The sequence below is a fragment of the Bartonella tribocorum genome (assembly GCF_002778015.1).
GTDB lineage: Bacteria > Pseudomonadota > Alphaproteobacteria > Rhizobiales > Rhizobiaceae > Bartonella > Bartonella tribocorum_B.
This window is the reverse complement of sequence record NZ_NJPP01000001.1, coordinates 1-25547: the sequence shown is the minus strand read 5'-3', so window position 1 is coordinate 25547 and position 25547 is coordinate 1. Positions and strand designations below refer to the sequence as shown.

Genomic DNA, 25547 nt, shown 5'->3' with positions numbered 1-25547 from the left:
TAATATATAAAGGGGCTTTATGATAGCAAAGGAATAAATTTTTAAGAGGGCTGTATTTGATTGTCTTTTTGTTCTTCAGCAAGACGCTTTTGGAAGAGGGCTGCAAAATCAATAGGGTCAATCCACAAAGGCGGAAAACCACCATTTTGAGTAGCATCAGATATAATTTGGCGAGCAAATGGAAATAAAAGGCGGGGACATTCAATAAAGACCAATGGCATAACATGTTCTTGTGGAATGTTTTTAAGGTGAAAAACACCACCGTAAATCAGTTCTACATGAAATAAGGTTTCAGTGTTATCATTGGCTTTAACAGAAAGAGACAAAACGACATCATAATTGTCATCACCAATTGGGTTAGCATTGACATTAATATTGATATCAATTTGTGGTGATTTTTCACGCGCACGCAATGAATGAGGGGCGCCTGGGTTCTCGAATGATAAATCTTTTAAATATTGCGTTAATACAGCAAAAACCGGCTCTCCGCCACTGTTGTTCATTTCACCTTCGGCCATAAGACGAACCTCTCTCATTATAATATGTAATATTTATTTTAAAATCTAAAGATTGGACTGGTTATCATGCCTTGCAAAAGGTTGCAAGGAATGCGCTCTTCATCTTAATTATTTTTTTGTTTGTTACAAATTTTTTAGGCATTTCAATGGTTATCATCATTTTTGCGCCATGGAGATTCTGTCGTATCATGAATTTTGTAATCTTCAGCGTTAAGATCAATTATTTTTTCAGAGTCATTTTTTCTTTTCGTATTGGGATTCATTTTGGTTTTTAATGATGAAAAGAAATGCCAAGCACCAGAGCGAATTGGTTTAATAAGCAGTAATATTCCCAAGAGATCACTTACAAAACCAGGCAGAATAAGCAAAATTGCACTCAACATGATACAAGCATCGTTAAGAATATTTTTTTCTAATGTGCGCCCTTGGATAAGTTCGCTTTGTATATTTTTTAAAAGGCTAACCCCTTGAATTCGCAATAAAACAACCCCAACTATGGCGGTAAGAATAACCAAACTCAAAGTTGCCAAAATACCAATTTCTTGACCAACAAAGATAAAACAAGCGATCTCGATTAAAAGAAAGCAGAGTAAGATAACGACAGAAAAACGAGGATTTATAGAATAAAGTTTTATCACATGAAAATTTCCTTCTGGATAAGTTAAGAGGAGAAATTCTTGAGAATACTCCTTATATAAAATCTATAAAAATATTTAAATGGTAGGATTCCCTATTTTACATATTTATTGATAAATGGTATTGACTGCAATGTTTATTACAGACTTAGGTTTTGGAGATTGACAGCGCCCATGGAATTTGACGTTATACTTGTTATCGCTCTTGTTGTTATGGTTGTTGTTTTTGTGCAACTCCGTAGTGTATTAGGGAAGCGAGTTGGATTTGAAAAGCCTCCCTTTGATCCTTATTCACGTCGCTCTAAAAAACAAGCTGAGGCAGAAACGGCTGATAATATGGTTTCGTTCCCTCATCAAAAAAATTCACAAAAAAGCGATTTTAGTGAAATTGATAAGATTGCACCAGAGGGAAGTATTTTGAATGAAAATTTGCGCGCACTGCGTAGAATTGATCCTCATTTTTCTCCTCAATTGTTTATAAAAGGTGCGCAAATTGCTTATGAAATGATTGTAACAGCTTTTGCCAAAGGTGATCGCAATCAACTTAAGAGCTTGCTTTGTCATGATGTTTTTGAGAGCTTTTGTGCTGCTATTGAGCAACGAGAAAAAAACAAAGAAAGAATAGAGTTTACTTTTGTTGGAATTAATAAGATCGAATTTGTTGCAGCGGCAATACAAGAAAAGGATGAATTTTTAACGATACGTATTGTCAGTGAGATGATTTCTGTTACTTATAATGAACAGGATGAGCGTATAGACGGCGATCCCGATGCTATTATAGAAATTAAGGATATTTGGACTTTTGTTCGCAATAGCCTATCATCGGATCCAAACTGGAAGCTTTTTGCCACAGAAGATGAAAATTAAAGTACTTTATTTCTTCCATAAGCACTCAATGATTTATGAGAAATTAAAATGTCCTCAACGGAATGGAGACAAAAAAAAGATTTATTGGTTTCCCAAGATCACCTTTTATGGGAGAGGATTTGTCGCACGATAACACCGCTTCATGGTAAGAAACCCTCTTCTATTTCAGATATTTCAGAAACGATTGCAAATATTAATGATCAAAAACAGGGCATAACTCAAATTCTCTCAGCTTTTCAGGAAAACAAACAACACGCGAAAATTATTAAAAAAGAAAAGAGAGCGGTTACACAAGCGCATAAGATTCATTTTTTTGATCATGTTGCACATCGTAAAATTTCCCAAGGTCGTTATCCTCTTGAGGCGCGTCTTGATCTTCATGGTTATATGCAGGAAGAAGCTTATTTTTTCTTAAAAAAATTTCTACAATCTTCTCAGCAGAATGGATTGCGTTACGTCCTTGTGATTACAGGAAAAGGACGATCCGTTGGGAGTGATGGGGCTTTGTATAGATTTGTTCCCTATTGGTTATCAACACCAGCTTTTCGATATTATGTTCATGCGTTTGAGCAAGCAGCGCGTCAGCATGGCGGTGAAGGTGCGCTTTATGTTTGGTTACGTCGTTTTGTATCGGAAAAAGGAATATGATGCTGTTTCAGTCGTTTCAGTATTGATTTCAAAAGATCTCATCTATTATAGGTCATAGAAGAGATGTAATAACACATTGATTTATAAATATAGTTTATTATTTTCGTCTATTGCGTAAGAATCTTGATGCAGTATTTCCTTATTTTGAATTTTTATATAAAGAGTTATAAAGTCTGTTTGTTTTACACTCTACGCATTGCATCATGCTTTTGTTTTTTACGGTTTAAAGACATTGCACCACTCACGAAAAACAGAACATTTCAAGCAGAATATTTTTAGAAAGAAAATGGATGTGTTCAGTGACTTTCCTTGCTTTTTATGATAAAGGCATATGAAGCTTTTTTTACAGTATCACGACGTTCTTTCATATTCTCGAGCTTGGGATTATTCGTATATTCCCATCAATCTGATCTTTATAAATATGATGACGTGTAGGGCTTTGTACAAACGTCGGTAAGAATAAGTAAACATAAAGTCGGATGTGTCATGGTTGTTATGTTGCAAAGTTTTTTATAAAAATCCGGCATTTTTTTTGCAATTTATCGTTGGTATATTTTACGTTTTATGACGTCATTTCTCTAAGTAGGCTTTTGCTTTTGTCGTTGCTTATCAATCAACATTCAAACCTAATGCAGCCGCATGTTTGAGATAAATATTAAGGTGATTCATTGCTCTGTAAACTGTATCAACTTTTGTATATCAAATAAGGGTAAGCGTCTCTTTGTTGGTGTATTCTCTGAAACTGGAAAACAGCCTAATTTGAGAAGGGTATGAGGTTTTAAAGGCCCCTCCAGTTTTGCTATCTCTCTTAAATTTGGTTTTACGGTTTTCAAAAGTATCTCAAGCAATCTCTTTTAAATAAAAAAGATTACGCATTGCTTCACGCTGTTTTTGATCGCCTTTTGAGGGAACGCCCCTCACGCAAGACAGAGTATTTCAAGTATAATACACTTATGTTGCATATTCACGTGCTTATTTTAAAGCAATATCTCTTAATACTTATCAGGCTTATTGCATGGCAGGGCACGTGAAATAGTAATCTCCATGGTGCATATAACCCCTATCTTTATGCCTAATAAAAGTGCAAGCTGGGGCACTATGAAACACTTTGCCAAGGCATCTAATATTGTAAAACCCTTGACACTTAAGAGGGGTTATCAGAAGCATATTTTTCTTTAAGTATTTTTACTCTGCATGGCTTCTTTTGCTTGTGACGGACAAACGAAAGACTTTGATTAATTCAATATAAGAAAGCCAAAAATGAGAGAGATATTTGTGGACTTCACTCAGGTTGCCAAACAATACATTATTTTTATAAAGCACGACATTATTCAATTAAGTAACACGAAGAATAAAAACATGATAAATGGCATTATTCAAAACATATTTCTATGAATAGTTTTAAAAGCAGCATAACCAAATTAAAGATAAATTAAAGAGAATCGCTAAAATAAATAAGACGTGGCCTTATAACACATAGCTGCGCAATAGCACTAAAAGATATAATTTCGTTGAATATTTTACGGAAGAAACGTTCTCATTCAAGCCTCATTAAATTTCTATCTCATAATAATTCGATCATTGAAATTTAATAATGGTGCGCAGAAAACGCAGAGAGAATATAGAAATTATATTGCAGATCTTATATTCTTATTCGCCGTCTTTCAGATATTGGCTGAAATGCTAGCTTAGCATGAAAAGCACAATAGGGGCTGTTTTCATCAGAATCGGCACCACAAAAATGAAAATCGGCTGATAATGGATCGCCAACAGGCCATCTACATGTATTTTCACTCAATTGTAGCAGATTAAGTTGACGTGATATAGGCACCACTACATTAGATTTTGTGGACACATCAACTTCTTTTACATCTTCTGCTACAAACTCTGTTTTTAAAGCTGTTTCTTCAACATTGATAGATGATGTGTTTATTGGCGATACTGTGGATGTGTTGCGACGTGCACGTGGAGATGATGGACTGCTTCCTGCAGGAGTTTTTTGCGCACGCGCGCTTCCTTGTGCTGTCTTGCCACGTCCGGGCAATTTTAATCGATGCACTTTTCCAATGACTGCATTTCTGCTGACCCCACCTAATTGAGTAGCAATTTGACTCGCACTTAATCCTTCACTCCAAAGCTTCTTAAGAAGCTCAACGCGTTCATATGTCCAACCCATATCAGCACTCCATTCCGATTACGTCACTGAGATGCTTCCCCTTTGCACCTTAAAATGTTTCAATAATGTTTTCAATGTCCTGAATGAAATAATTTTACACTCTAAGTGAGCATAAGAAAATCATCCAATCTGTGGAACTTACAAATCAAAACACATCATTTTGCTTAACTTAATGTAATTTACAATACACACTTACTCCATGACAAGAGTCCTTACCTCTTGAGGAGTTTATTGAGAATGTTTTCCCCAACTTGCAAATCAATTATAGGTTAAACGCTCCCTTTTGTTTAAAGTTTTTCCTCAAAATGTTTATTTGTAGAACCTTCATTGACTTTTTTTTAATTGGTGTAATGATCTATTTCATAGATTTAGTCATTAATCCAGCAAAATGTTGAAAACATCATAACGAAATGTATCATGTTATTTTATTTGTCGTGCTGCTTTGTATATATATATTGAAAAGATTAAAGTATAAAGGGAATAATGATGGATGCCATCTCTATACAACCACTTTATGAATGCTTTGTGCGACGAAATTTGCATTTTGAACAGGGGCATGGTGTATGGCTTATTTCCGATAAAGGAGAACGCTACCTTGATTTCACATCTGGCATTGCTGTTAATGCATTAGGGTACGCCCATCCTAAATTGGTTGATACACTCAAAAGACAAACTGAAAAACTTTGGCATGTTTCTAATCTTTTTCAATCTCCTGAACAAGCAGCTCTTGCCACGCGGCTTTGTGCAAATAGTTTTGCGGATAAGGTTTTTTTCTGCAATTCAGGTACTGAAGCATTGGAATGCGCCTTCAAAACGGCACGTCATTACTATTATGCTGCAGGTCATTCAACACGCATTGAAATAATTAGTTTTGAAGGGGCATTTCATGGGCGTACACTTGCAGCACTTGCTGCGACTGGGCATGAAAAATATCTTGAAGGCTTTGGACCTAAAGCTGGTGGATTTATTCAAGTCCCTTTTTGTGATGAAATCGCTTTGCGTAACGCTGTTAATAAAAATACTGCTGCTATTCTTATTGAACCTATTCAAGGGGAAGGAGGAATACGAACGGTTTCTCTTAAATATTTAAGATTTTTGCGCAAAATATGCGATGATAATGGTCTGTTGTTGATTTTTGATGAAGTCCAAACAGGCATGGGACGAACAGGAAAGCTTTTTGCTTATGAATGGAGTGATATCACGCCTGATATTCTTACTCTCGCAAAAGGATTGGGAGGTGGATTTCCATTAGGTGCTTGCCTTGCAACAGATCAAGTTGCAAGAAGTATGACGTCTGGGACTCATGGTTCAACCTTTGGAGGAAATCTTCTTGGAATGGCTGTAGGAAATAGTGTTCTTGATATTTTATTAGAGCCAAGTTTTCTCAACCATGTTCAGCGCATGGGGGATAGGCTGAAAAGTGGACTTTTGCGTATTCTCAATATCTATCCTGATATTATCTGCGCAGTTCAGGGGATGGGCCTTATGGTGGGCATTCAGTGTGTTGTTCCTTCAAATCTTGTCGTTAATGCTTTGGAAAATGAATATCTCTTAAGTGTTGCAGCCAACAACAACGTTGTGCGTTTATTGCCTCCCCTTATTATCAGCGAAGAAGAAATAGATGAAAGTTTGCACCGTATTGAAAAAGCAATTTCTTATCTTTCGCAAATCAATAAAGAAAAACAAATATCACACACATGACAAATGCTCTTCGTCATTTCACGGATTTATTCATTTTACACGAGCAAGAGCACACGCTTTGATCGATTATGCAAAAATTCTTAAAGCATCTTTTAAAACAGAGAAAGGTTCAAAACTTTTTATGGGTAAAACACGCGCGATGATTTTTGAAAAACCATCCACAAGAATCCGTATTTCATTCTATACCAGTATATGCTAGCTTGGGGGAGAGAGGCCATCAGGTTTATGGGGTTGAAGATGCAGCTTGGTGATAGTGAAATCATAGCTGATACGGTACACTTTTTATCTCGTTTTGTGGATATCGTGATATTGCGAACAACAAAACATCAACGTATGCTTGAATGAGCATAATATGCATGAATTCCTGCCATTAATGCCTTTATAGATGATACACATCCTTGCCAAATTCTAGCAGATATCTTAACCTATGAGGAACATAGAGGGCCAATGACTGGCAAAATATTTGCATGGCTGGGGGATGGTAATAATGTGCTCCATTCCTTAATTGAAACTGTGACTCTTTTTGGTTTTCATTTGTGTATTACTATTTCAAAGGACAGTGAATCATAAGAACAATTTATTCATTGGGCACATGAGCAGGAAGGGCATCTTACGCTAACTCATAATCCTTAAAAAGCAGCTTAAGATGCTGATTGTATGATGAGCGATACACGGGGGGTCATGGGATGAAAGTTTTTTGCGCGCAGTCACTCTATTTTCAGCCTTATCAAGTCAATGAAGCTTTCATGAAATGAGCAAAACTTGATGCTTTATTTATGCCTTTTTTCCTGCTCATCGTGGTGAAGAAATTGTCGATACTGTGATTGATGGATTGCATTCAGTCGTTTTCGATGAAGCTGAAAACCGCATTTATTCTCAAAAAGCAATTCTTTCTTGGTGTTTACAAGATGCATTTTTCTCTCCACAATAGCCTCCATACAACAAATTATGTAAAAGGCAAATCCATGAATGAACAAGCAAAAGATGAAGCATGTCTAAACAATAATTTTTTGCATGAAGATGACACTGTTATTCCCTTTCAAGTTGAAGAACTTGATATCCGTGGACGTGTCGTACAACTTGGAGAAACTTTAAATTCTATTCTCACAAGACATCAATACCCTGAACCGGTTTCTTATCTTCTGGCAGAAGCTTTACTTTTAACGGTTCTGCTTGGGACTTCTCTCAAGCTTACGGGAAAATTTATTTTACAAACCCATTCTGATGGACCAGTTAATATGTTGGTGTGCGATTTTTCTCCTCCTTCCAGTTTACGGGGATACGCTCGTTTTGATAAAGAACAGCTTCAACAAGCCATAGACAATGAACAAACCTCTTCAGAAATACTTTTAGGAAAAGGCACTTTAGCTTTCACGATTGATCAAGGACCTCACATGCAACCCTATCAAGGGATTGTTGCATTAGATGGATCAAATTTACAAGAAGCTGCTCGTACCTATTTTGATCAATCAGAACAAATTCCTACCGACATCCGCTTGGCTGTTGCTATATTAATCAATCGTGACAACCAAGGAAAACCGCAGAAAAGCTGGCGAGCCGGAGGTATTTTGACACAACTTTTGCCCCAAGCATCGTCCCACCATAAAATGGAATATTCTCATCAAAAGCGAGAAGAAACGAAAACAAAAACCCAATTAGATAATCAATGGCAAGAAGCTAAAATACTCATGAAAACGATTGAAAGTTCAGAATTAACAGATCCTCAAGTTGGGAGTAAAAAGCTCTTGTTCCGTCTTTTTCATGAACAAGGTGTGAGAATTTTTAATCCTTTTTCTCTTGTCGATCAATGTTCTTGTTCACGTGAAAAAATTAAAGGAATCCTAGAAGGTTTTCCGATTGATGAGCGCAATAAAATGGTTGAAAATAACTATATTTCAGTCACATGTGAATTTTGCTCAGAAACGTATCGTTTTACTGCCCAAGAATTTTTGGAAGAAAAAACATAGTCAAATTATTTATAAAAATAATAAGTGCAACAAAAGCCTATTTTATTCATGTTATAAAAGCTTAAGCACAGCGAATATGAACTTTTAGAATATTTCTGTCAATAAATCCTTTTATAATATTCATTAATAGGTTGATTTTTATTCATAATTTTTTGTTCAATGAGACTTTTTGAACATAGTTATATTTTCATACTCGAATTTATCTGAATTAAGAGTCAAAAAATCATTCGTTGTGATCATAAGAGAAATTATCGAGAAAATTAAGAACGTATAAAAAAGACTCTATATGGAGTTTATGAAGATTCTTTCAAACAAGATAGTGCGCTGAAAATAAAGATAAAAATGACACTGTGAAGGAATGGATTTGTTATTTTATAGAGACGAGAATAGTGATAAAGCCGCTTCATAACAATGTGTAAAAGTAAAGACAAAACACTCTATGAATTTGAAAATGACAGTTGGCCACCTTTACTGATTCAACAATGTTTCCATGGCAATACTGTTTTCGTCAAAATGATTAAAAATAAAGTTACAAAACAGATAGTTAATTGCTTAAGAAACATAAAAATCACTCAAAATTTCCTAAGCAGAATAAGAATTCGTATAAATAAAATAGCTTGCATAGCATGGATAAAACTTTATGTTTTTACAAGCCCTACATGATTATATTTTTTAACTTAAAATACGGCCAATTATTTTTACGTTTAGACGATTCATAAAAGGTATTTTTAGCCTTTTCTTAAACGTTTTTTTAATTCAACATACAGAAATTTGAAAAAATACTTATAGTATTGGATATTTTTATTTAAGAGACAAAAAGAGTAAATTACATTTACGAATCAATATGTTGGTATTTTATTTTTCTTCTGTCATAAGCGCTTGTTCAATTTTTGGTAGAATTTTTTTTTGATAAATTTGCCATGTTAAAGGCCCAACATGTTTGGCAATAATGATGCTCTCTCTATTTAAGAGAAAGGTTTCTGGGGGGCCATATACCCCCCAATCAATGGCTGTATATCCTGAAACATCAAAGCCAATCAATTTAAAAGGATTACCAAAACTATTTAAAAAGCGCAGGGCGTTTGCTTTATTATCCTTATAATTAACACCAATCAGATCAAAACGTTTATCTTGTGCAATTTTCATAAGAAGAGGATGCTCTTCGCGGCAAGGCAAACACCAAGATCCCCAAAAATTGACCAATGTGACACGTCCTTTAAACTGTTTTGAATTAAGATAACTTTCCTTATCAAGAAGGGGAATGTACGTATTGGGCGCAGGTTTTCCAGCCAATGCAGTTGGGAGAAGAGAAGGATCTTGAGGGTATTTTTTATCTATAAAGTTGAAAAAAAATACCATGAGAAGAAGAAAAAGCACAAATGGTCCAAAAAGAACAAATAAAACAGGTAAAGATATATTTTTTTTAAGTTTTGGAGGGATATTCTTCATCGTATTTTTCTTTTTGCGACAACTCTTTTTTGTTTAGCTGTTGGAGAATTTTTTTTTGGTATAAGGCTTTGCAAAGAATATAGCCAATAAGACAGAGGAGGGATATTGCAGAAAGCGTATAACTTAAAATAACAATTTGCTCGTGTTTAAGGGTACCAAGGAAAAAATCAATTTTCAAAGACAAGTTTCCTAAAAGTCCACTGTGGATGCCATTTAGGTCGAGCATGATGAAGAGTCCTGCTGTTGTACACGACGAGATTTTTTAATCTGAAGTATTTGAATATAACGACGGTTGATTTCATTTCGCATAGCCATCAAATAGAGCACAACAAACATAAAGATGAAGCAAAATAGCATTGTTATAAGGGGCCATAACATAGCTTTGTCGATTGTTGATCCACCAGCACGTAACAGGGATGCTGGTTGATGCAATGTGTTCCACCAATTAACTGAAAATTTAATAATAGGGATATTAACAAATCCAACAAGGGTAAGAATTGAAGTAGCACGAGCAGCTTTTACTTGGTTGTCAAAAGCACGCCTAAGCAGGATAATGGCAAGATAGATAAAAAGCAAAATTAAAACGGATGTTAATCGTGCATCCCATACCCACCATGTTCCCCATGTAGGGCGCCCCCAAAGGGCTCCTGTCATGAGAGCCAAGGCGGTAAAAATTGCCCCAATGGGCGCACCACATTTGAGTGCCACATCAGCAAGATGATATTTCCAAATAAGATTTGCTAATGCTGCTGCACTCATCGTTATATAACAGAATATAGACACCCACGCGAAAGGTACATGAATGTACATAATCTTAACAGTGATACCTTGTTGATAGTCATCAGGGGAATGTATCACAAGAATAAGCCCTAAGATAAGAAGACATAACGTTATGCTGGCTAACCAAGGTATAATGATTTTGCTTATTTTCACGAAACGGGTAAAACTTTCAGGGAGTGACCTCATTTTATGTGTGTGAGATAGTTTATTCATGAAATTCATCATAGGCATAGTTTTGTTATGCGGCAATCATCTTTTATTATTCTGATAAAAGCTTAAGCGTTAGAGCGGCAACAAAAGAGCTAAAAAGACTCAAAAAAAGTGAAAAAGCACTAAGAAGAGCCAAAGAACTGAGAAAAGATGCATTTGGATTTGTCGGAGCTGTAGCGGCTGAAACGCCAAAAATCATAATTGGAATGATCCATGGTAAGATAATGATGAAAATAAGAAGAGTACTGTGCAACAATGAGGTTGCAAGTGCTGCTCCTATAGCACCAATAAAAATAATGGCTGGTGTTCCGCATAAAAGGGTAAGTATTGTTGTAAAAGTTATCGTTACATCTAAATGGAGCATAAGGGCCAAAATAGGCGTAGCAAAAATGAGAGGAAGCATTGTTCCTACCCAATGGGCAATGCATTTGGTAAGGACAATCAGTGTGAAACTTTGTCTTTGTTCTGAAAGGATAAATTGGTCGAGATTGCCATCATCACGATCGATTTGGAATAGTGTGTTCAGATTGAGGAGTCCTGCAAGAAGGGCCCCAAACCACAATATTCCTGGCCCTATTTGTGCAAGAATTTTGGGATCTGGTCCAATAGCAAAGGGGGTTATGACAACAACAGCGATGAAAAATAATAGTCCTGTTAGTGAAGAGGCTTGTGGCGCTAATAATAGTTTAAGATCACGCCAGAACAGTGCTTGCATTTTATTCTCTCCTAGAGAGGTAAAAATTTTTCCAGAGCGATTTTATGGTTTTCTGGAATACCTAAAGAATGATGGGTTGCGGCGATAATCATACCACCTTGATTGAGATGACGCTGGAAAATACAAGTAAGGCGTTTTTGAGCATGGCTATCAAGCCCCGATATTGGTTCATCTAAAATCCAAATAGGACGATAAGAGAGCAAAAGGCGAGCAAGAGCGACACGTCTTTGTTGCCCAGTTGACAGAGTGTTAAAGGGTAAATGTTCAAGATCAGAAAGGCCGATATCGGCAAGGGCTTCATAGGGGGAGTATAGAGGTTGTCCATAAAACTCTGCCCAAAATTGCAAATTATCAATGACAGATAAAAGAGGTTTCATGGCATTTTGAGGACCAAGATAATGACACGCAGTTGTAACAGGATAGCTTTGTTCATAGTCTTTAAGTATGATATGACCTTCAGCAGCTTCAAGAAGACCAACAATGATTCGGAGTAATGTAGATTTTCCGATGCCATTTGGTCCAGTGATTGTCATAAGTTGCTGTGGAAATAAACAAAAAGAAAGATTTTTGAACAGAATTTCCTCATTTCTGTAAGCTGCTAAATCTTTGCCTGATAACACCATGTGATTGCCCATTTTTTTATTTTCCTATTCTTTATTGCATTATAGGATAAAAAACACGTTTTTTTATGCAATTGTCCCTAGAATAGTTCTAGAAATAGTTCTATAAGGAGTGCGTTACATCAATATCTGGTGTAGAATAGTTTTTAGCGCTGATTTCCGCATTTACCTATGAAAGGTGGAGGGGGAAATGGATAGCGGAGGTAGTTGCATCTGCGCTCAAGCTGCGACCTTGACTCGTAGTTTGTGTTGTTCATTCCTGGGAATTGGGTGGTTTGTAGTATGAGGGTGGACAGTTATGATTCACATTGATAGCTTTAATTGTCGCAGAACGTTAAATGTTGCTGGCAAAGAATATACTTATTATAGCTTGATCGAAGCGGAAAAAAATGGACTTGAAGACATTTCTCGTTTGCCGTTTTCGATGAAAGTTATTCTCGAAAATTTATTACGCTTTGAAGATGGTCGCACAGTTAAAAAAGAGGATATCCTCAATGTTGCTAAGTGGTTAAGCGACAAAGGGGGTGCAGGGGCAGAAATCGCCTACCGTCCTGCGCGTGTTCTTATGCAAGACTTTACTGGTGTTCCTGCGGTTGTTGATCTTTCGGCTATGCGGGATGCTATGGTTAAACTTGGTGGTAACGCTGAAAAAATTAATCCTCTCATTCCTGTTGATCTCGTCATTGATCATTCAGTTATTGTTGATGATTTTGGCACTCCCATGGCTTTTAAGGAAAACGTTGAACATGAATATGAACGCAATGGTGAGCGTTATCGTTTCTTGAAATGGGGGCAACAAGCCTTTAAAAATTTTCGCGTTGTTCCTCCAGGAACAGGGATTTGTCATCAGGTTAACCTTGAATATTTAGCACAATGCGTGTGGATGAAGAATGAAGAGGGGGGTGAGACGGTTTATCCTGATACCTGTGTGGGGACTGATTCGCACACAACGATGGTCAATGGTTTGGGTGTTCTAGGTTGGGGTGTTGGTGGCATTGAAGCAGAAGCGGCAATGTTAGGTCAACCTGTTTCTATGTTGTTACCTGAAGTGATTGGTTTTCGCCTAACAGGAAAACTTAAAGAAGGTGTAACAGCGACCGATCTCGTGTTAACGGTAACCCAAATGCTCCGCCAAAAGGGCGTTGTTGGTAAATTTGTTGAATTTTTTGGCCCTGGTTTGGAGCATATGACGCTTGCTGACCGAGCGACGATTGGGAATATGGCACCTGAATATGGAGCAACCTGTGGCTTTTTTCCAGTTGATAAAGAGACAGTGCGTTATCTCAATATGACAGGGCGTGATGAAAATCGGATTGCCTTAGTGGAGGCTTACTCCAAAGCACAAGGGATGTGGCATGATGAAATGGTGGCTAATCCCATTTTTAGTGATACAATTGAATTAGATATGGGAACCGTTGTTCCTTCTATGGCTGGTCCTAAACGTCCGGAAGGACGTATTGCACTGGAAAATGTTGGGCAAGGTTTTGAGAAAGCTTTGGTCGAAGACTATAAGAAAACTTCAGGACAAGGTGAGCATTATCCGGTTGAAGGTGAAGAATATACGCTTAGTCACGGTGATGTGGTGATCGCTGCGATTACTTCCTGTACAAATACATCAAATCCAAGTGTTCTTATTGCCGCAGGTCTTTTGGCACGAAATGCGGTGGCAAAGGGTCTGAAAAGCAAACCATGGGTAAAAACTTCTCTTGCACCTGGTTCACAAGTTGTTGAAGCTTACCTTAAAAATTCGGGTCTGCAAAAAGATTTAGATGCATTAGGATTTAACTTAGTAGGGTTTGGGTGTACAACATGTATTGGAAATTCTGGTCCTTTGCATCCCGCTATTTCCAAAACGATTAATGACAATGGTGTTATTGCATCTGCTGTTCTTTCAGGAAATCGTAATTTTGAAGGGCGTGTTTCTCCGGATGTGCAAGCAAATTATTTAGCTTCACCCCCATTAGTTGTTGCACATGCGCTTGTCGGGACGGTGTGTAAAGATTTAACCAAGGAACCCCTTGGTGAAGATTTAGAGGGTCAACCGGTTTATTTGAGAGATATTTGGCCAACTTCTCAAGAAATACAAGCATTTATCGAAGAAAATGTTACGCGTAAGGTTTTTGCCGAAAAGTATGCTGATGTCTTTAAGGGAGATGAAAATTGGCAAAAAGTTCAAATCCCTACAGGGTCTACCTATTCTTGGGATGAGCAATCCACCTATGTCCGTAATCCACCTTATTTCGATGATATGCAGAAAACACCTGATGTGTTACCAGATATCAAAGATGCACGAATTTTAGGTTTGTTTGGTGATAAAATCACGACAGATCATATTTCTCCTGCTGGTTCTATTAAGGCAGATTCTCCTGCTGGAAAGTATTTAATGAATCATGGTGTTCACGTGGCTGATTTTAATCAATATGGAACGCGTCGTGGGAATCATGAAGTTATGGTTCGGGGGACCTTTGCCAATATCCGCATTCGTAATTTCATGTTAGGAGAAAATGGTCGAGAGGGAGGTTATACGGTTCATTATCCCTCAGCTGTAGAACAAACTATTTACGATGCAGCAATGGCATATAAACAAGAAGGTATTCCGCTCGTTGTTTTTGCGGGTATTGAATATGGCAATGGATCATCACGCGATTGGGCCGCCAAGGGAACCAATCTTCTTGGTATTAAAGCGGTGATCGTGCAATCTTTTGAAAGGATTCATCGTTCTAATCTTGTTGGTATGGGCATTGTTCCTTTTGTCTTTGAGGAGGGGCTAAGTTGGAAATCTTTAGGCTTAAAGGGAGATGAAAAGGTAACAATTGAAGGGATTCATAATTTGAAACCTCGTCAAAAAACCGTGGCGACCATTACTTTTTCTGATGATACGGTAAAAACCATTCCATTATTATGCCGTATTGATACTGAAGATGAGTTAGATTATTTGCATCATGGTGGAATTTTGCAATATGTCTTGCGTAAGCTAGCTGTTTAAATTCCTTTGTTTGTTAAGGAATATCTTTAAACTATTAAGTGATAAAGTTGTGGATCAAAGAGTTTGGTATCGTTTTTTATGTCTGTCTTTGAAAATTTAATTGACGCTGGCTTTGACATTGCGCTATAAGCCACGTGGGTTATAAGCAGCTTTATAGTTTTGCTTGGATTAGGTTTGTTTATATTGGTAGAGTTGTTATTGAGGCTCGTTTTACCAAGGTATTGAAAGAGAGATTATATTTATGGCGAATACACCTTCTGCTCGAAAAGCGGTGCGCAAGGTTGCAGCACGCACACAGGTTAATAGAGCCCGCCGTTCGCGTGTTCGTACTTTTATGCGTAAGTTTGATGATGCTTTAGCAGGGGGTGATAAGGCGTCTGCGGAAATCGCATTTAAGAATTTTGAGCCTGAGATTATGCGTGCGGTTTCTAAAGGGGTTTTTCATAAAAATACTGCTGCGAGGAAAGTATCCCGTTTAGCAAGACGTTTGAAAGCTCTCAGCGTTTAAGCTTTTTATATTTTATTAAGAAGCAAGCCAGTATCTGTAGGGATGCTGGCTTTTTATTTATTTGTTGTTTCAAAAAGTTTCTATTGAAAGCAAGAATCGACAGCGATTCTCTTCTTGAAAAAGGAGAGAAAGTTTATAGGGGGCATATGGTTATCCACAAGCTTTGTGGATTTTTATAGAGTCTTTTTTGTCAAGCATTTTATTTTTTTTTTTTAATCTGAAGAGATTTTTTAATGATTGGTAAATTTAGAGAAAAAAAATGAGTTGAATCAATAATTTTTCTCATTCTGCATTGAAATAAACATTTTGGGGGGAGCTTTTGATTTTATTTTGACCTCTTGCATTTTACCTCTGCTGTTTTGTATGGTTCTTAGTGAAGATTAGAAAGCATGAAGGGGCCACATCAGCGCATTATCCCGTATTTTATTGAATATGAAATGCTTTGGTTTAGCCTTTTTGAGGTTTTTTAGTTTTCTTGATTGGTATGTTTACCATTTTAGAAGTGTGGATCATATCATGAATGCAAGTAAATCTTATTGGTCATCTTTGTTAGTGGGGTTGTGATGAGGCTATCCTAGGGGATGAAAAGTAATCTTATTTGGGGTAGGGCGTTTTGCTTTCGCTGGATTTAATTTTAGCTGTTTGGCAGGACAGAATTTTATTTTTATCAGGATGGAAGATGGTGGATAAATTGAACTCTAAAGCTAGTTCCTTTAAAAGGGTTTCGGTGAATATCCTGTCGGCAGAGAACATAATAAAGAATAGGAGAACGCAGAGTGATGGGGTTGTTGATAAAAATGCTTCTATAAGGCATGCTATCATTTCAGAGGAGGAGGGTGCGGCAGCTTTTACACGTGTTATGGCACAATTAAAAGCACAGGTTGGTGTTGAAGCTTATACCAGTTGGTTTGGTCGTGTAAAACTTGCTGAGTATAGTCATACTCTTGTAAAGCTTTCCGTTCCTACCGCTTTTTTACGTTCATGGATTAATAATCACTATGGTTCTCTTTTGACTCATTTATGGAAGCAAGAGAATTCAGCAGTTCTTCGTGTTGAGGTTATTGTTCGTGGTATGGAACGCGTTTCCAGAGATGTTGTTTGTAAAACAAGTGTGCCTTCTGTTGTGCTGGAGGAGCGGGCGACTTCACTTTTTGTTGAGAGTTGTGTAGAGCATTCAGTTAAGAGTTCTCAAGCGGGAGTTTTTGGATCTCCACTTGATTCTCGTTATACTTTTGAAAATTTTGTTGAAGGAGCTTCTAATCGCGTTGCTTTAGCGGCAGCGCGTTCAATTGCGGAGGGGCATAAGAGTGCTCTGCGTTTTAATCCTCTTTTTATTCATGCGTCTGTTGGTTTGGGGAAAACACATTTGCTTCAAGCGATTGCAGGTTCTGCATTGAAGCGTTTAACGTCTGCACGTGTTATTTATTTAACTGCTGAATATTTTATGTGGCGTTTTGCAACAGCTATTCGTGATAATGATGCTCTTTCTTTTAAAGAACAGCTTCGTGATATCGACCTTTTAATTATTGATGATATGCAGTTTTTGCAGGGTAAGTCGATACAGCATGAATTTTGCCATTTGCTTAATATGTTGCTTGATAGCGCAAAACAGGTTGTTGTTGCTGCAGATCGTCCACCAGCGGAATTAGAATCGCTTGATCTTCGCGTTCGCTCTCGTCTTCAGGGAGGGGTTGCCCTTGAAATTGAGGCGCCAGATTATGAAATGCGTTTGCAAATGTTGCGTCAGCGGTTGAAGGTTGCACAGCAAGATGATAGCATGATATCAATTTCTGATGATGTCTTGGAGTATATTGCAAAAACAGTTTTAGGATCGGGGCGCGATATTGAAGGCGCATTTAACCAGCTCTTATTTCGTCAATCTTTTGAGTCTGATTTATCTTTAGAACGGATTGATGAGTTATTAGGTCACTTGACACGTCCAGGTGAACCTAAGCGCATTCGGATTGAAGAAATTCAGCGTACGGTAGCGCGCCATTATAATGTTTCTAAACAGGACTTGTTATCTAATCGTCGAACGCGTACGATTGTAAAGCCACGGCAAGTTGCAATGTATTTAGCAAAAGTATTAACGCCTCGCTCATTGCCAGAAATAGGACGCCGTTTTGGTGGGCGTGATCATACAACGGTTTTACACGCTGTGCGTAAAATTGAAGATTTGGTTTGCGGTGATCAGACCTTGGCCAAGGAGCTTGAATTGCTAAAGCGGTTGATTGGAGAACAAGCTGTGTAGTGTTCTTTTTTTTGAAGAAACTTTAGAGAATTTAATAAAAGGATTTGTTTTTTCTTATGGAGTAGTGACTTGCTATTTGAATAGTAGGGGTTTAATAAATTCTAACAGATGATTCTTTAAAAAGGACCTATTATTTAGTTCTAAGGAATTCTTATAGTTTTTGGTAAATCATACGGGGCTTTTATGCGTATTACAGTTGATCGCAGTCAGTTTCTCAAGTCTCTTGGTCGTGTTCACCGTGTGGTAGAGCGCCGTAATACTATTCCTATTTTATCGAATGTGCTCATTGATGCAGAAAATGGTCATGTGCAGTTAAAGACAACAGATCTCGATCTAGAGGTTACAGAATCTTTTACAGTTAATGTTGAGCACGCTGGAGCAACAACTGTTCCGGCACATTTGCTCTATGATATCATTCGGAAACTTCCTGATGGCAATGAAGTTGTATTATCCGTCGATGAGAATCAAGCGAATACACTGTCTGTTGTTTCCGGTTGTGCACATTTTCAGCTTCAATGTCTTCCCAAGGCAGATTTTCCAGAGTCACTTCCTGGGCAGTTTGGTTATCGCTTTTCTCTATCGACATCAGGGCTGAAACATTTACTTGATTGTACGCAATTTGCCATTTCTACTGAAGAAACCCGCTATTATCTTAATGGTATTTACTTCCATATCATTAATGATGATGTTTTGAAACTACGTTTGGTTGCTACTGATGGTCATCGTTTGGCACAAGTTGAGATGGAAGCGCCTTCAGGAGTTGAGGGAATGCCTGGTGTTATTGTTCCTCGTAAAGCTGTAGGAGAGTTGCAAAAGCTTCTTTCAGAAGAAAATGATGGTGATGTATGTATAGAGCTTTCAGAGACAAAGATTCGTTTTTCTGTAGGTTCTGTGGTTTTTACATCAAAGTTAATTGATGGGACATTTCCAGATTATCAACGTGTTATTCCTCTTGGAAATGATAAAGAATTGGTTGTTAATAGGCAGGATTTTTCTTCTGCAGTTGATCGTGTTTCAACGATTTCAAGTGATCGGGGGCGTGCAGTTAAGTTAACGATTGGGCAGGGACAATTAAAACTTGTTGTTAATAGTCCTGATTCGGGCAGTGCGGAAGATCAATTATCTGTAACTTACACATCGCAACCCCTTGAGATAGGGTTCAATTCACGTTATCTTTTGGATATTGCTGGACAGCTTTCAAGCAATGAAATGGTTTTTATGTTGGCTGAAGCTGGAGCACCAGCTCTGATTCGCGATAATGATGATGCGGATGTGCTCTATGTACTGATGCCTATTCGCGTTTAGGGGCAATTATTTTGCAATGCATGGCAAGTCATGTACACAAAGTAGCTGTGAGGCAGCTGAAGCTTTTACGTTATCGCAATTATTCTTTTTTTAATATTCATTTTGCGGGTCGGCATGTAGTTTTCACTGGGCACAACGGTGCTGGTAAGACAAATCTTTTAGAGGCATTATCTTTTCTTTCTCCGGGACGTGGTTTGCGACGGGCAGCATATTCTGACGTTAGCTTTATAGATGGAGGCGGTGAAGGATTTGTTGTATTTGCCTGTCTTGAATGTGCTCTTTATGGTGAAGTAAAGATTGGTACTGCTTTGGAGGTTAGCGATAACAGTCGAAAGGTCCATATTAATGGTGTGCATGAACCAAGTGATTGCTTAACAGATTATTGTCATATTAGTATCCTAACACCGTCTATGGATGGTCTTTTTACGGGTCCTTCGCTTGAGCGCCGTCGTTTTTTGGATCGTATGGTTTTAGCGATTGATCCTTTGCATAGTCGCCGCATAGCCGATTATGATAAAGCGATGCGTGCACGGAATCGTTTGTTTTTGGATGGCAATGAAGACAATGCTTGGTTTGATGCTTTAGAAAAGCAGATGGCAGAATTAGCGACAGCTATTTCTGCAGCGCGTATTGATGTTATTCGGCTTTTAAATGACATGTTTACACAAATGCCATCTCAGATACCTTTTCCGCGGGCTTTTTTGCAAATTGATGGTTTTTTAGAAACAGCTCTTGGTGAAATATCAGCCACTGAAGTTGAAGAGCAATTTTGTGATTTGTTGCGGCGTAATCGCGCAATAGATCGTGCTGCTGGACGGACATTAGAAGGACCACATCGCACAGATTTACAAGTTTTTTATGCGGATAAAAATAGAGCAGCAGCATCTTGTTCAACAGGTGAACAAAAAGCGCTACTAACAGGTTTGGTTTTGTGTCATGCACGTCTAACAGGTATGGTATCACAAAGGGCTCCCATTCTTCTTCTTGATGAAATGGCAGCTCATCTTGATTCGCATCGACGTGCTGCTTTATTTGATATTCTTGATGATTTAGCTGTACAAACATTTATGACAGGAACAGATCATCTTTTATTTGATGATTTAAAAGGGCGCGCAGAATTTTTTGAAATTAAGGATGGTGCTTTATTGCTGTAAAAAACATGCTAAATATTTTTTAAATTAAGTGATGATCGATAAGAAAAGGCTTGCTATGTCTGTTGTGATAACGATTTTAAATGGTCCTAATTTAAATTTTCTGGGGCAACGTGAGCCAGAAATTTATGGAACAGAAACTCTGGAAGATATTGAAAAAAATTGCAGAGAATGGGCAAAAAGAGCTGATATTGTAATAAATTTTTATCAAAGTAACCATGAGGGGCAGCTAGTAGAATGGATACAAGAAGCCATAGGGACAAGTTTTGGATTGATTATCAATCCAGCGGCTTACAGTCATACATCTGTTGCCCTTCTTGATGCCCTAAGAATGTTTTCGGGGCTGAAGGTAGAAGTTCATTTATCCCACATTTATCAGCGTGAATCTTTCCGCCACCATTCTTATACATCTGCAGGTGTAGATGCTATTATAAGTGGGTGTGGAAGTGATGGATATCGATTTGCACTTGAGTATATTGCAAAACAATTAATCAATTATGAAGGTAAAGAGTAAGCGTTGGATAAGAGTGATGCAGGGATTGAATTCACTTGATAATTATTTTTAAATTTGTACAATAAAAGGTATTATATTTATGACAATTTTTAGTGCGTATGACGGGGGTAATAAAGATGAAGAACTTTGTTAGACAATTAGAAGTGCTTATGATTTTAGGGGGAGCAGCGCTTCTTTTGTCTGGTTGTAAGGTTGATGTTCTACAGCCATCAGGTTATGTTGCGCGCCAACAGCTCGTTTTGATCGTTATTTGTGTGCTTGTTATGCTTTGCGTTGTCATTCCGGTGATGGTGAGTGTGGTATTTTTAGCTATAAAATACCGTGCATCGAATGTGAAAGCGAATTATTCTCCTGATTGGGCGCATTCAAATAAAATTGAAGCATTGATGTGGGGTATTCCAATTGGAATCGTAACGGTTTTAGGTGCATTAACAGCTTATTATACCTATAAGCTTGAACCTACAAATCCTCTTCCAGTAGAGGTTGTAGGTGAAGAGAAGCCATTGCAAGTTGATGTTGTAGCTCTTGATTGGAAGTGGCTTTTTATTTATCCTGAATATGGCGTTGCATCGATTAATGAAATTTACGCGCCTAAAGGACGTCAAATTTTATTGCAATTGACATCAGAAAATTCTGTCAATGCTTTTTGGGTCCCTAAATTGGGGACAGTTCTTTATGCTATGCCGCAGATGAATGCTAAGTTGCATTTAGTTGCTGAAGAACCAGGAGTATTCAAAGGAACTTCGGCAAATTACAGTGGTGATGGTTTTTCAGGAATGCGGTTTAAGTGGCATTCTGTATCTTTGCAGGATTTTGAGGATTGGATTGTAAAAGCTCGGGCTAATGGTCGAGTGCTTGATCGTACATCTTATCGTAAACTTTCTATTGCGCCTCGTATGGGTGATATTGCTGCGAAGGAAAAAGATGCTGAAGTTCGTTATTTTGCACCTGTTGAGAAGCGGCTTTACTATCGTGTTGTTAATCGATGTGTCGATGAAAATACGGTGTGTAATGAAGATTTAATGAAACGTTCTGCTGCTCAGACGCTATGGGGTGCACTGTGTTCAGTATTTGATCCTGATGTCATTTAAAGGATCAGTAGAGAGAGAGCCCTTTTAAAAGAAGGTTTCTTTTGAATTTAAATTTCATTTGAAATGGATTGAGAAATGTTTGGAAGACTTACAGATCCTGCAGCGGGTGCTTTTCATGCGCTTGCACATGAACCGATCGTTTTGTATACATGTATTGCGATTGTTTTGGTTGGTTTAATTGCTGTTGTTGCTTTAACAGTGCTTGGATGGTGGGGGGTTTTATGGCGAAATTGGATTACAACAGTTGACCATAAGCGCATTGGCATTATGTACATCGTGCTTGGTATTATTATGCTCGTTCGCGGTTTCGCGGATGCGATTATGATGCGAACGCATCAAGCTTTAGCTCTTGGGAGTGAAGCAGCAGGTTATTTGCCTCCTGAACATTTCGATCAGATTTTTTCGGCCCATGGTACGATCATGATTTTCTTTATGGCTACGCCGATTTTATTTGGTCTTTTCAATTATCTTATACCACTGCAAATTGGTGCGCGTGATGTTGCTTTTCCCTTTGCAAATAATCTGGGTTTTTGGATTACAGCAGCTGGGGCGATTTTGATTAATATATCGCTAGGTGTTGGTAATTTTGGTCGTGGTGGCTGGTTGATGTATCCACCTTTTTCAGAGTTGCAAACGAGCCCAGATACAGGGGTAGATTATTATTTATGGTCGCTTCAGCTTTCTGGTATTGCAACAACAATGGGGTCAGTGAATTTTGTTGCAACGATGATTAAAATGCGTGCTCCTGGAATGACAATGATGAGAATGCCTGTTTTTTGTTGGAGTGCTTTTGTCAGCAATATTCTTATTTTAGTTATTTATCCTGTTTTGGCTGTAGCATTTGCACTTTTGGCGTGTGATCGTTATTTGGGCATGAATTTCTTTACCAATGTTGGTGGTGGAAATCCAATGGTATGGATTAATTATGTTTGGATTTTTGGTCATCCTGAAGTGTATGTTTTGGTTGTTCCAGCTTTTGGTATTGTTTCTGAAGTTGTCTCCACTTTTTCTTCAAAACGCCTCTTTGGTTATACTTCGATGGTATGGGCAATGTTGGTTATTTTAATTTTATCGCTTCTTGTTTGGGGACATCATTTCTTTACAATGGGCGGCGGTGAAGCTGTCAATACCTTCTTTGGTATTGCTACGATGATCATTGCAGTTCCAACCGGTGTAAAAGTCTTTAATTGGCTGCTAACGATGTATAAAGGTCGGCTTCGCTTTGAGCCTCCTATGCTTTGGTGTATGGGGATGATCTTTACTTTTGTTGGTGGTGGGTTAACAGGTGTTTTATTATCTATTGTCCCTGCTGATTGGCAGTTTCATAATTCACTCTTTTTAGTAGCGCATTTCCATCATACAATTATTGGAGGTGTGGTTTTTGCTTATTTAGCAGGGATTGCTTTTTGGTTTCCTAAAGTTTTTGGTTATAAACCAAATCGCATACTAGGTATTGCATCTTTCTGGTGTTGGTTTGTTGGTTTTTATCTTGCCTTTTTCCCTGTTTATGCCCTTGGTTTAATGGGGGCAACGCGTCGTCTTCAGCATTACATGGAACCTAGTTGGCAGCCGATGTTTATTATTGCTGCTCTGGGTGCTTTTATTATCTTACTTGGTATCCTTTGTTTTGTGTTACAGGTTGTTTTGGCAATTTGGTACGGTATTAAGCATAAAGGGCATTTGCCGGTAACGTTAAATGATTCTTGGGGTGATGCACGTACACTTGAATGGTTTACTTCTTCACCACCTCCTTCTTATAATTTCGCTCTACTTCCGAAGATACAGTCTGATGATGCTTATTGGAATATGAAGAAAAGTGGTTATCAGCGTCCGACAAGTGGATTTACGAAAATTCATATGCCCTCGAATACGTCGGCTGGAGTTATTGCAGGATTCTTCTCATTAATTGTTGGTTTTGCGCTTGTTTGGCATATTTGGTGGCTTGTTGCGGTTGGAATGATTGGCTTTGTTGCGACACTTGTGTGTCATTCATTAACAGGTGATCACCATGGTTATTATATTCCAGCTGAAGAAGTGCAAAAAACTGAAGATGCCTTTACAGCTGTTCTTAAAGAACAAGGAGTGACAGTATGAGTGCAGTAACAATGAATAATGCGAGTACAGTGGATGAACTTCACCACGATAATAGCTCGGTAATGACGTTTGGTTTTTGGGTCTATATTCTTTCAGATTTGATCCTATTTTCGACACTTTTTTCGAGTTTTGCTGTTTTTTCTGCTTCTTATGGCGGCGGTAAAGCGGGTAATGAATTTATTGATTTAAAATTTGTTTTGGTTGAGACTGCTTTTTTATTGTTTTCATCCGTCACTTATGGCTTTGCGATGGTACAAGCGCATAAAAATAACATCAGTGGTGTACGTTTATGGATGGCTATAACCTTTGTATTGGGGTGTTGCTTCATTGCTATGGAACTTTACGAGTTCCATGAACTTTTGAGTGAGGTATTTTATTACGATCCAAATGCTTATGCTGGTATTGATCCTGCAACAGGTTTACAGCTTTTTGGACGGGAGATACTCTCTGCTTATTGGTCAGCATTTTTTGCTTTGGTTGGTACCCATGGTCTTCACGTAAGTGTTGGCCTTCTTTGGATGGTCGTGATGTTTTTTCATCTTCGTCGTAATGGCTTGGATCAGAATAATAAAACACGTTTAGCATGCCTTTCCATTTTTTGGCATTTACTTGATATTGTATGGGTTGGTGTTTTCACTATGGTTTATCTATTAGGAGCGTTATGATGAGCATGCAAAATGAAACACATGGTCCCAGTATTGGTTCCTATTTGGTTGGTTTTATTCTGGCTGTATTTTTCACTTTAGGTTCTTTTATTCCTGTGATGTATGGAATGATGGAAAGTTGGGCAATTAGTACAAAGGTTGCATATCTTATTGGGATGGCACTTATTCAGATTATAGTACAAATTGTTTTCTTTTTACACTTGAACTCTGGTCCAGATGCTAAGTGGAATTTAAGCGCTTTGTGGTTTGCTGCTATTTGCGTTTTTGTGATTATTGGGGGAACTTGGTGGGCTATTTCCCATTTGAATTATAATATGATGGGTGGTTCAGGACGGGTTATTGAACCAGGAATATCAAGTATAAATGATTCTTCAGAATCTGAGCAATTATCGAACAAAGATATATCCTTAAGAAAACAGCCAGAAAAGATGCCTGRTTCAGAAGTTCCCATGGAGCAAGTTCCAAGTCAGCAAACTCCTGTAGATCAAGTRCCTGGTTCAGAAGTKCCYATGGAGCAAGTTCCAAGTCAGCAAACTCCTGTAGATCAAGTGCCTGGTTCAGAAGTTCCCATGGAGCAAGTTCCAAGTCAGCAAACTCCTGTAGATCAAGTGCCTGGTTCAGAAGTTCCCATGGAGCAAGTTCCAAGTCAGCAAACTCCTGTAGATCAAGTRCCTGGTTCAGAAGTGCCTATGGAGC

The 25547-nt window shown here is 38.0% G+C and carries 22 protein-coding genes and 1 pseudogene; 15 read left to right on the top strand and 8 right to left on the bottom strand.

The window, feature by feature from the left end:
- Positions 1–41 precede the first annotated feature (41 nt).
- Positions 42–518: a protein-export chaperone SecB gene (gene secB / locus CEV08_RS00125; protein WP_100129769.1), complete on the bottom strand. Its 477-nt coding sequence runs from the start codon at positions 516–518 to the stop codon at positions 42–44.
- Between the two features lie 143 nt (positions 519–661).
- Positions 662–1156 (bottom strand): FxsA family protein, encoded by a 495-nt coding sequence (locus CEV08_RS00120; protein ID WP_100129768.1) that lies wholly within the window; start codon positions 1154–1156, stop codon positions 662–664.
- A 171-nt stretch (positions 1157–1327) separates the two neighbouring features.
- Between CEV08_RS00120 and CEV08_RS00115 the strand changes: the two genes are divergently transcribed.
- Together CEV08_RS00115 and CEV08_RS00110 are read left to right on the top strand one after the other, a co-directional pair.
- Complete coding sequence (locus CEV08_RS00115; RefSeq protein ID WP_100129767.1) at positions 1328–2020, top strand: Tim44/TimA family putative adaptor protein; 693 nt, start codon at positions 1328–1330, stop codon at positions 2018–2020.
- Positions 2021–2068: 48 nt separating this feature from the next.
- On the top strand, positions 2069–2668 hold the full coding sequence (locus tag CEV08_RS00110) for a Smr/MutS family protein (RefSeq protein ID WP_100129766.1): 600 nt from the start codon (positions 2069–2071) through the stop codon (positions 2666–2668).
- A gap of 1642 nt (positions 2669–4310) precedes the next feature.
- Here CEV08_RS00110 and CEV08_RS00100 read toward each other — a convergent pair.
- Positions 4311–4844 (bottom strand): GcrA family cell cycle regulator, encoded by a 534-nt coding sequence (locus tag CEV08_RS00100; protein WP_100129765.1) that lies wholly within the window; start codon positions 4842–4844, stop codon positions 4311–4313.
- A gap of 486 nt (positions 4845–5330) precedes the next feature.
- Between CEV08_RS00100 and CEV08_RS00095 the strand changes: the two genes are divergently transcribed.
- From CEV08_RS00095 to CEV08_RS00085, 3 genes and pseudogenes are all read left to right on the top strand, one after another.
- Entirely contained in the window at positions 5331–6545 is a 1215-nt protein-coding gene (locus CEV08_RS00095) for an aspartate aminotransferase family protein (protein ID WP_100129764.1), read from the top strand.
- Positions 6542–7476, top strand: a pseudogene (locus CEV08_RS00090) (ornithine carbamoyltransferase). The gene CEV08_RS00095 and the pseudogene CEV08_RS00090 overlap by 4 nt, the downstream one beginning before the upstream one ends.
- Positions 7477–7510: 34 nt before the next feature.
- Positions 7511–8512 carry an Hsp33 family molecular chaperone gene (locus CEV08_RS00085; protein WP_100129931.1) on the top strand — a complete coding sequence of 334 codons (1002 nt, stop codon included), beginning with the start codon at positions 7511–7513 and terminating at the stop codon, positions 8510–8512.
- Positions 8513–9367: 855 nt separating this feature from the next.
- Here the strand turns inward: CEV08_RS00085 and CEV08_RS00075 are convergent.
- Genes CEV08_RS00075 through ccmA form a run of 5 tightly spaced genes read right to left on the bottom strand, consistent with a single transcriptional unit; the run spans position 9368 to position 12289 of the window.
- Positions 9368–9961, bottom strand: coding sequence for a DsbE family thiol:disulfide interchange protein (locus tag CEV08_RS00075; RefSeq protein ID WP_100129762.1), 594 nt, complete (start codon positions 9959–9961; stop codon positions 9368–9370).
- Positions 9936–10187 (bottom strand): heme exporter protein CcmD, encoded by a 252-nt coding sequence (locus tag CEV08_RS09745; RefSeq protein ID WP_100129761.1) that lies wholly within the window; start codon positions 10185–10187, stop codon positions 9936–9938. Before CEV08_RS09745 ends, CEV08_RS00075 begins: the two co-directional genes overlap by 26 nt.
- Complete coding sequence (locus CEV08_RS00065; protein WP_100129760.1) at positions 10175–10954, bottom strand: heme ABC transporter permease; 780 nt, start codon at positions 10952–10954, stop codon at positions 10175–10177. Before CEV08_RS00065 ends, CEV08_RS09745 begins: the two co-directional genes overlap by 13 nt.
- Positions 10955–11000: 46 nt before the next feature.
- Entirely contained in the window at positions 11001–11666 is a 666-nt protein-coding gene (ccmB, locus tag CEV08_RS00060; RefSeq protein ID WP_100129759.1) for a heme exporter protein CcmB, read from the bottom strand.
- 11 nt (positions 11667–11677) lie between these two features.
- Positions 11678–12289 carry a heme ABC exporter ATP-binding protein CcmA gene (ccmA, locus tag CEV08_RS00055; RefSeq protein WP_100129930.1) on the bottom strand — a complete coding sequence of 204 codons (612 nt, stop codon included), beginning with the start codon at positions 12287–12289 and terminating at the stop codon, positions 11678–11680.
- 295 nt (positions 12290–12584) lie between these two features.
- Here ccmA and acnA point away from each other — a divergent pair, with 295 nt between their 5' ends.
- The 10 genes from acnA to cyoD all read left to right on the top strand — a co-directional run.
- Positions 12585–15272: an aconitate hydratase AcnA gene (gene acnA, locus CEV08_RS00050; RefSeq protein WP_100129758.1), complete on the top strand. Its 2688-nt coding sequence runs from the start codon at positions 12585–12587 to the stop codon at positions 15270–15272.
- A 241-nt stretch (positions 15273–15513) separates the two neighbouring features.
- Positions 15514–15780 carry a 30S ribosomal protein S20 gene (gene rpsT, locus CEV08_RS00045; RefSeq protein ID WP_100128210.1) on the top strand — a complete coding sequence of 89 codons (267 nt, stop codon included), beginning with the start codon at positions 15514–15516 and terminating at the stop codon, positions 15778–15780.
- Positions 15781–16459: 679 nt separating this feature from the next.
- A complete protein-coding gene (gene dnaA, locus CEV08_RS00040) occupies positions 16460–18031 on the top strand; it encodes a chromosomal replication initiator protein DnaA (RefSeq protein ID WP_100129929.1) in 1572 nt (523 codons plus the stop codon).
- A gap of 183 nt (positions 18032–18214) precedes the next feature.
- Positions 18215–19336, top strand: a complete 1122-nt coding sequence (gene dnaN / locus CEV08_RS00035; RefSeq protein WP_100129757.1) for a DNA polymerase III subunit beta — start codon at positions 18215–18217, stop codon at positions 19334–19336.
- A 20-nt stretch (positions 19337–19356) separates the two neighbouring features.
- Positions 19357–20490 (top strand): DNA replication/repair protein RecF, encoded by a 1134-nt coding sequence (gene recF / locus CEV08_RS00030; RefSeq protein ID WP_180753528.1) that lies wholly within the window; start codon positions 19357–19359, stop codon positions 20488–20490.
- A gap of 55 nt (positions 20491–20545) precedes the next feature.
- The gene (gene aroQ, locus CEV08_RS00025; protein ID WP_100129755.1) at positions 20546–21001 is read left to right on the top strand and encodes a type II 3-dehydroquinate dehydratase; all 456 of its coding nucleotides are present in this window, start codon (positions 20546–20548) and stop codon (positions 20999–21001) included.
- A 116-nt stretch (positions 21002–21117) separates the two neighbouring features.
- Positions 21118–22092, top strand: coding sequence for a ubiquinol oxidase subunit II (gene cyoA / locus CEV08_RS00020; RefSeq protein ID WP_100129754.1), 975 nt, complete (start codon positions 21118–21120; stop codon positions 22090–22092).
- Positions 22093–22167: 75 nt separating this feature from the next.
- Entirely contained in the window at positions 22168–24186 is a 2019-nt protein-coding gene (cyoB, locus tag CEV08_RS00015) for a cytochrome o ubiquinol oxidase subunit I (protein WP_100129753.1), read from the top strand.
- Positions 24183–24851 carry a cytochrome (ubi)quinol oxidase subunit III gene (locus CEV08_RS00010; protein ID WP_100129752.1) on the top strand — a complete coding sequence of 223 codons (669 nt, stop codon included), beginning with the start codon at positions 24183–24185 and terminating at the stop codon, positions 24849–24851. Before cyoB ends, CEV08_RS00010 begins: the two co-directional genes overlap by 4 nt.
- The coding region (gene cyoD, locus CEV08_RS00005; RefSeq protein ID WP_180753527.1) for a cytochrome o ubiquinol oxidase subunit IV at positions 24851–25547 on the top strand (697 nt) is incomplete at its 3' end. The genes CEV08_RS00010 and cyoD, both read left to right, overlap by 1 nt.

Coding starts and splice junctions, on each gene's coding strand:
- secB (WP_100129769.1), bottom strand. CDS start 518: ATGGCCGAAGGTGAAATGAACAACAGTGGCGGAGAGCCGGTTTTTGCT.
- CEV08_RS00115 (WP_100129767.1), top strand. CDS start 1,328: ATGGAATTTGACGTTATACTTGTTATCGCTCTTGTTGTTATGGTTGTT.
- CEV08_RS00110 (WP_100129766.1), top strand. CDS start 2,069: ATGTCCTCAACGGAATGGAGACAAAAAAAAGATTTATTGGTTTCCCAA.
- CEV08_RS00100 (WP_100129765.1), bottom strand. CDS start 4,844: ATGGGTTGGACATATGAACGCGTTGAGCTTCTTAAGAAGCTTTGGAGT.
- CEV08_RS00095 (WP_100129764.1), top strand. CDS start 5,331: ATGGATGCCATCTCTATACAACCACTTTATGAATGCTTTGTGCGACGA.
- CEV08_RS00085 (WP_100129931.1), top strand. CDS start 7,511: ATGAATGAACAAGCAAAAGATGAAGCATGTCTAAACAATAATTTTTTG.
- CEV08_RS00075 (WP_100129762.1), bottom strand. CDS start 9,961: ATGAAGAATATCCCTCCAAAACTTAAAAAAAATATATCTTTACCTGTT.
- CEV08_RS09745 (WP_100129761.1), bottom strand. CDS start 10,187: ATGCTCGACCTAAATGGCATCCACAGTGGACTTTTAGGAAACTTGTCT.
- CEV08_RS00065 (WP_100129760.1), bottom strand. CDS start 10,954: ATGAATAAACTATCTCACACACATAAAATGAGGTCACTCCCTGAAAGT.
- ccmB (WP_100129759.1), bottom strand. CDS start 11,666: ATGCAAGCACTGTTCTGGCGTGATCTTAAACTATTATTAGCGCCACAA.
- ccmA (WP_100129930.1), bottom strand. CDS start 12,289: ATGGTGTTATCAGGCAAAGATTTAGCAGCTTACAGAAATGAGGAAATT.
- acnA (WP_100129758.1), top strand. CDS start 12,585: ATGATTCACATTGATAGCTTTAATTGTCGCAGAACGTTAAATGTTGCT.
- rpsT (WP_100128210.1), top strand. CDS start 15,514: ATGGCGAATACACCTTCTGCTCGAAAAGCGGTGCGCAAGGTTGCAGCA.
- dnaA (WP_100129929.1), top strand. CDS start 16,460: ATGGTGGATAAATTGAACTCTAAAGCTAGTTCCTTTAAAAGGGTTTCG.
- dnaN (WP_100129757.1), top strand. CDS start 18,215: ATGCGTATTACAGTTGATCGCAGTCAGTTTCTCAAGTCTCTTGGTCGT.
- recF (WP_180753528.1), top strand. CDS start 19,357: ATGGCAAGTCATGTACACAAAGTAGCTGTGAGGCAGCTGAAGCTTTTA.
- aroQ (WP_100129755.1), top strand. CDS start 20,546: ATGTCTGTTGTGATAACGATTTTAAATGGTCCTAATTTAAATTTTCTG.
- cyoA (WP_100129754.1), top strand. CDS start 21,118: ATGAAGAACTTTGTTAGACAATTAGAAGTGCTTATGATTTTAGGGGGA.
- cyoB (WP_100129753.1), top strand. CDS start 22,168: ATGTTTGGAAGACTTACAGATCCTGCAGCGGGTGCTTTTCATGCGCTT.
- CEV08_RS00010 (WP_100129752.1), top strand. CDS start 24,183: ATGAGTGCAGTAACAATGAATAATGCGAGTACAGTGGATGAACTTCAC.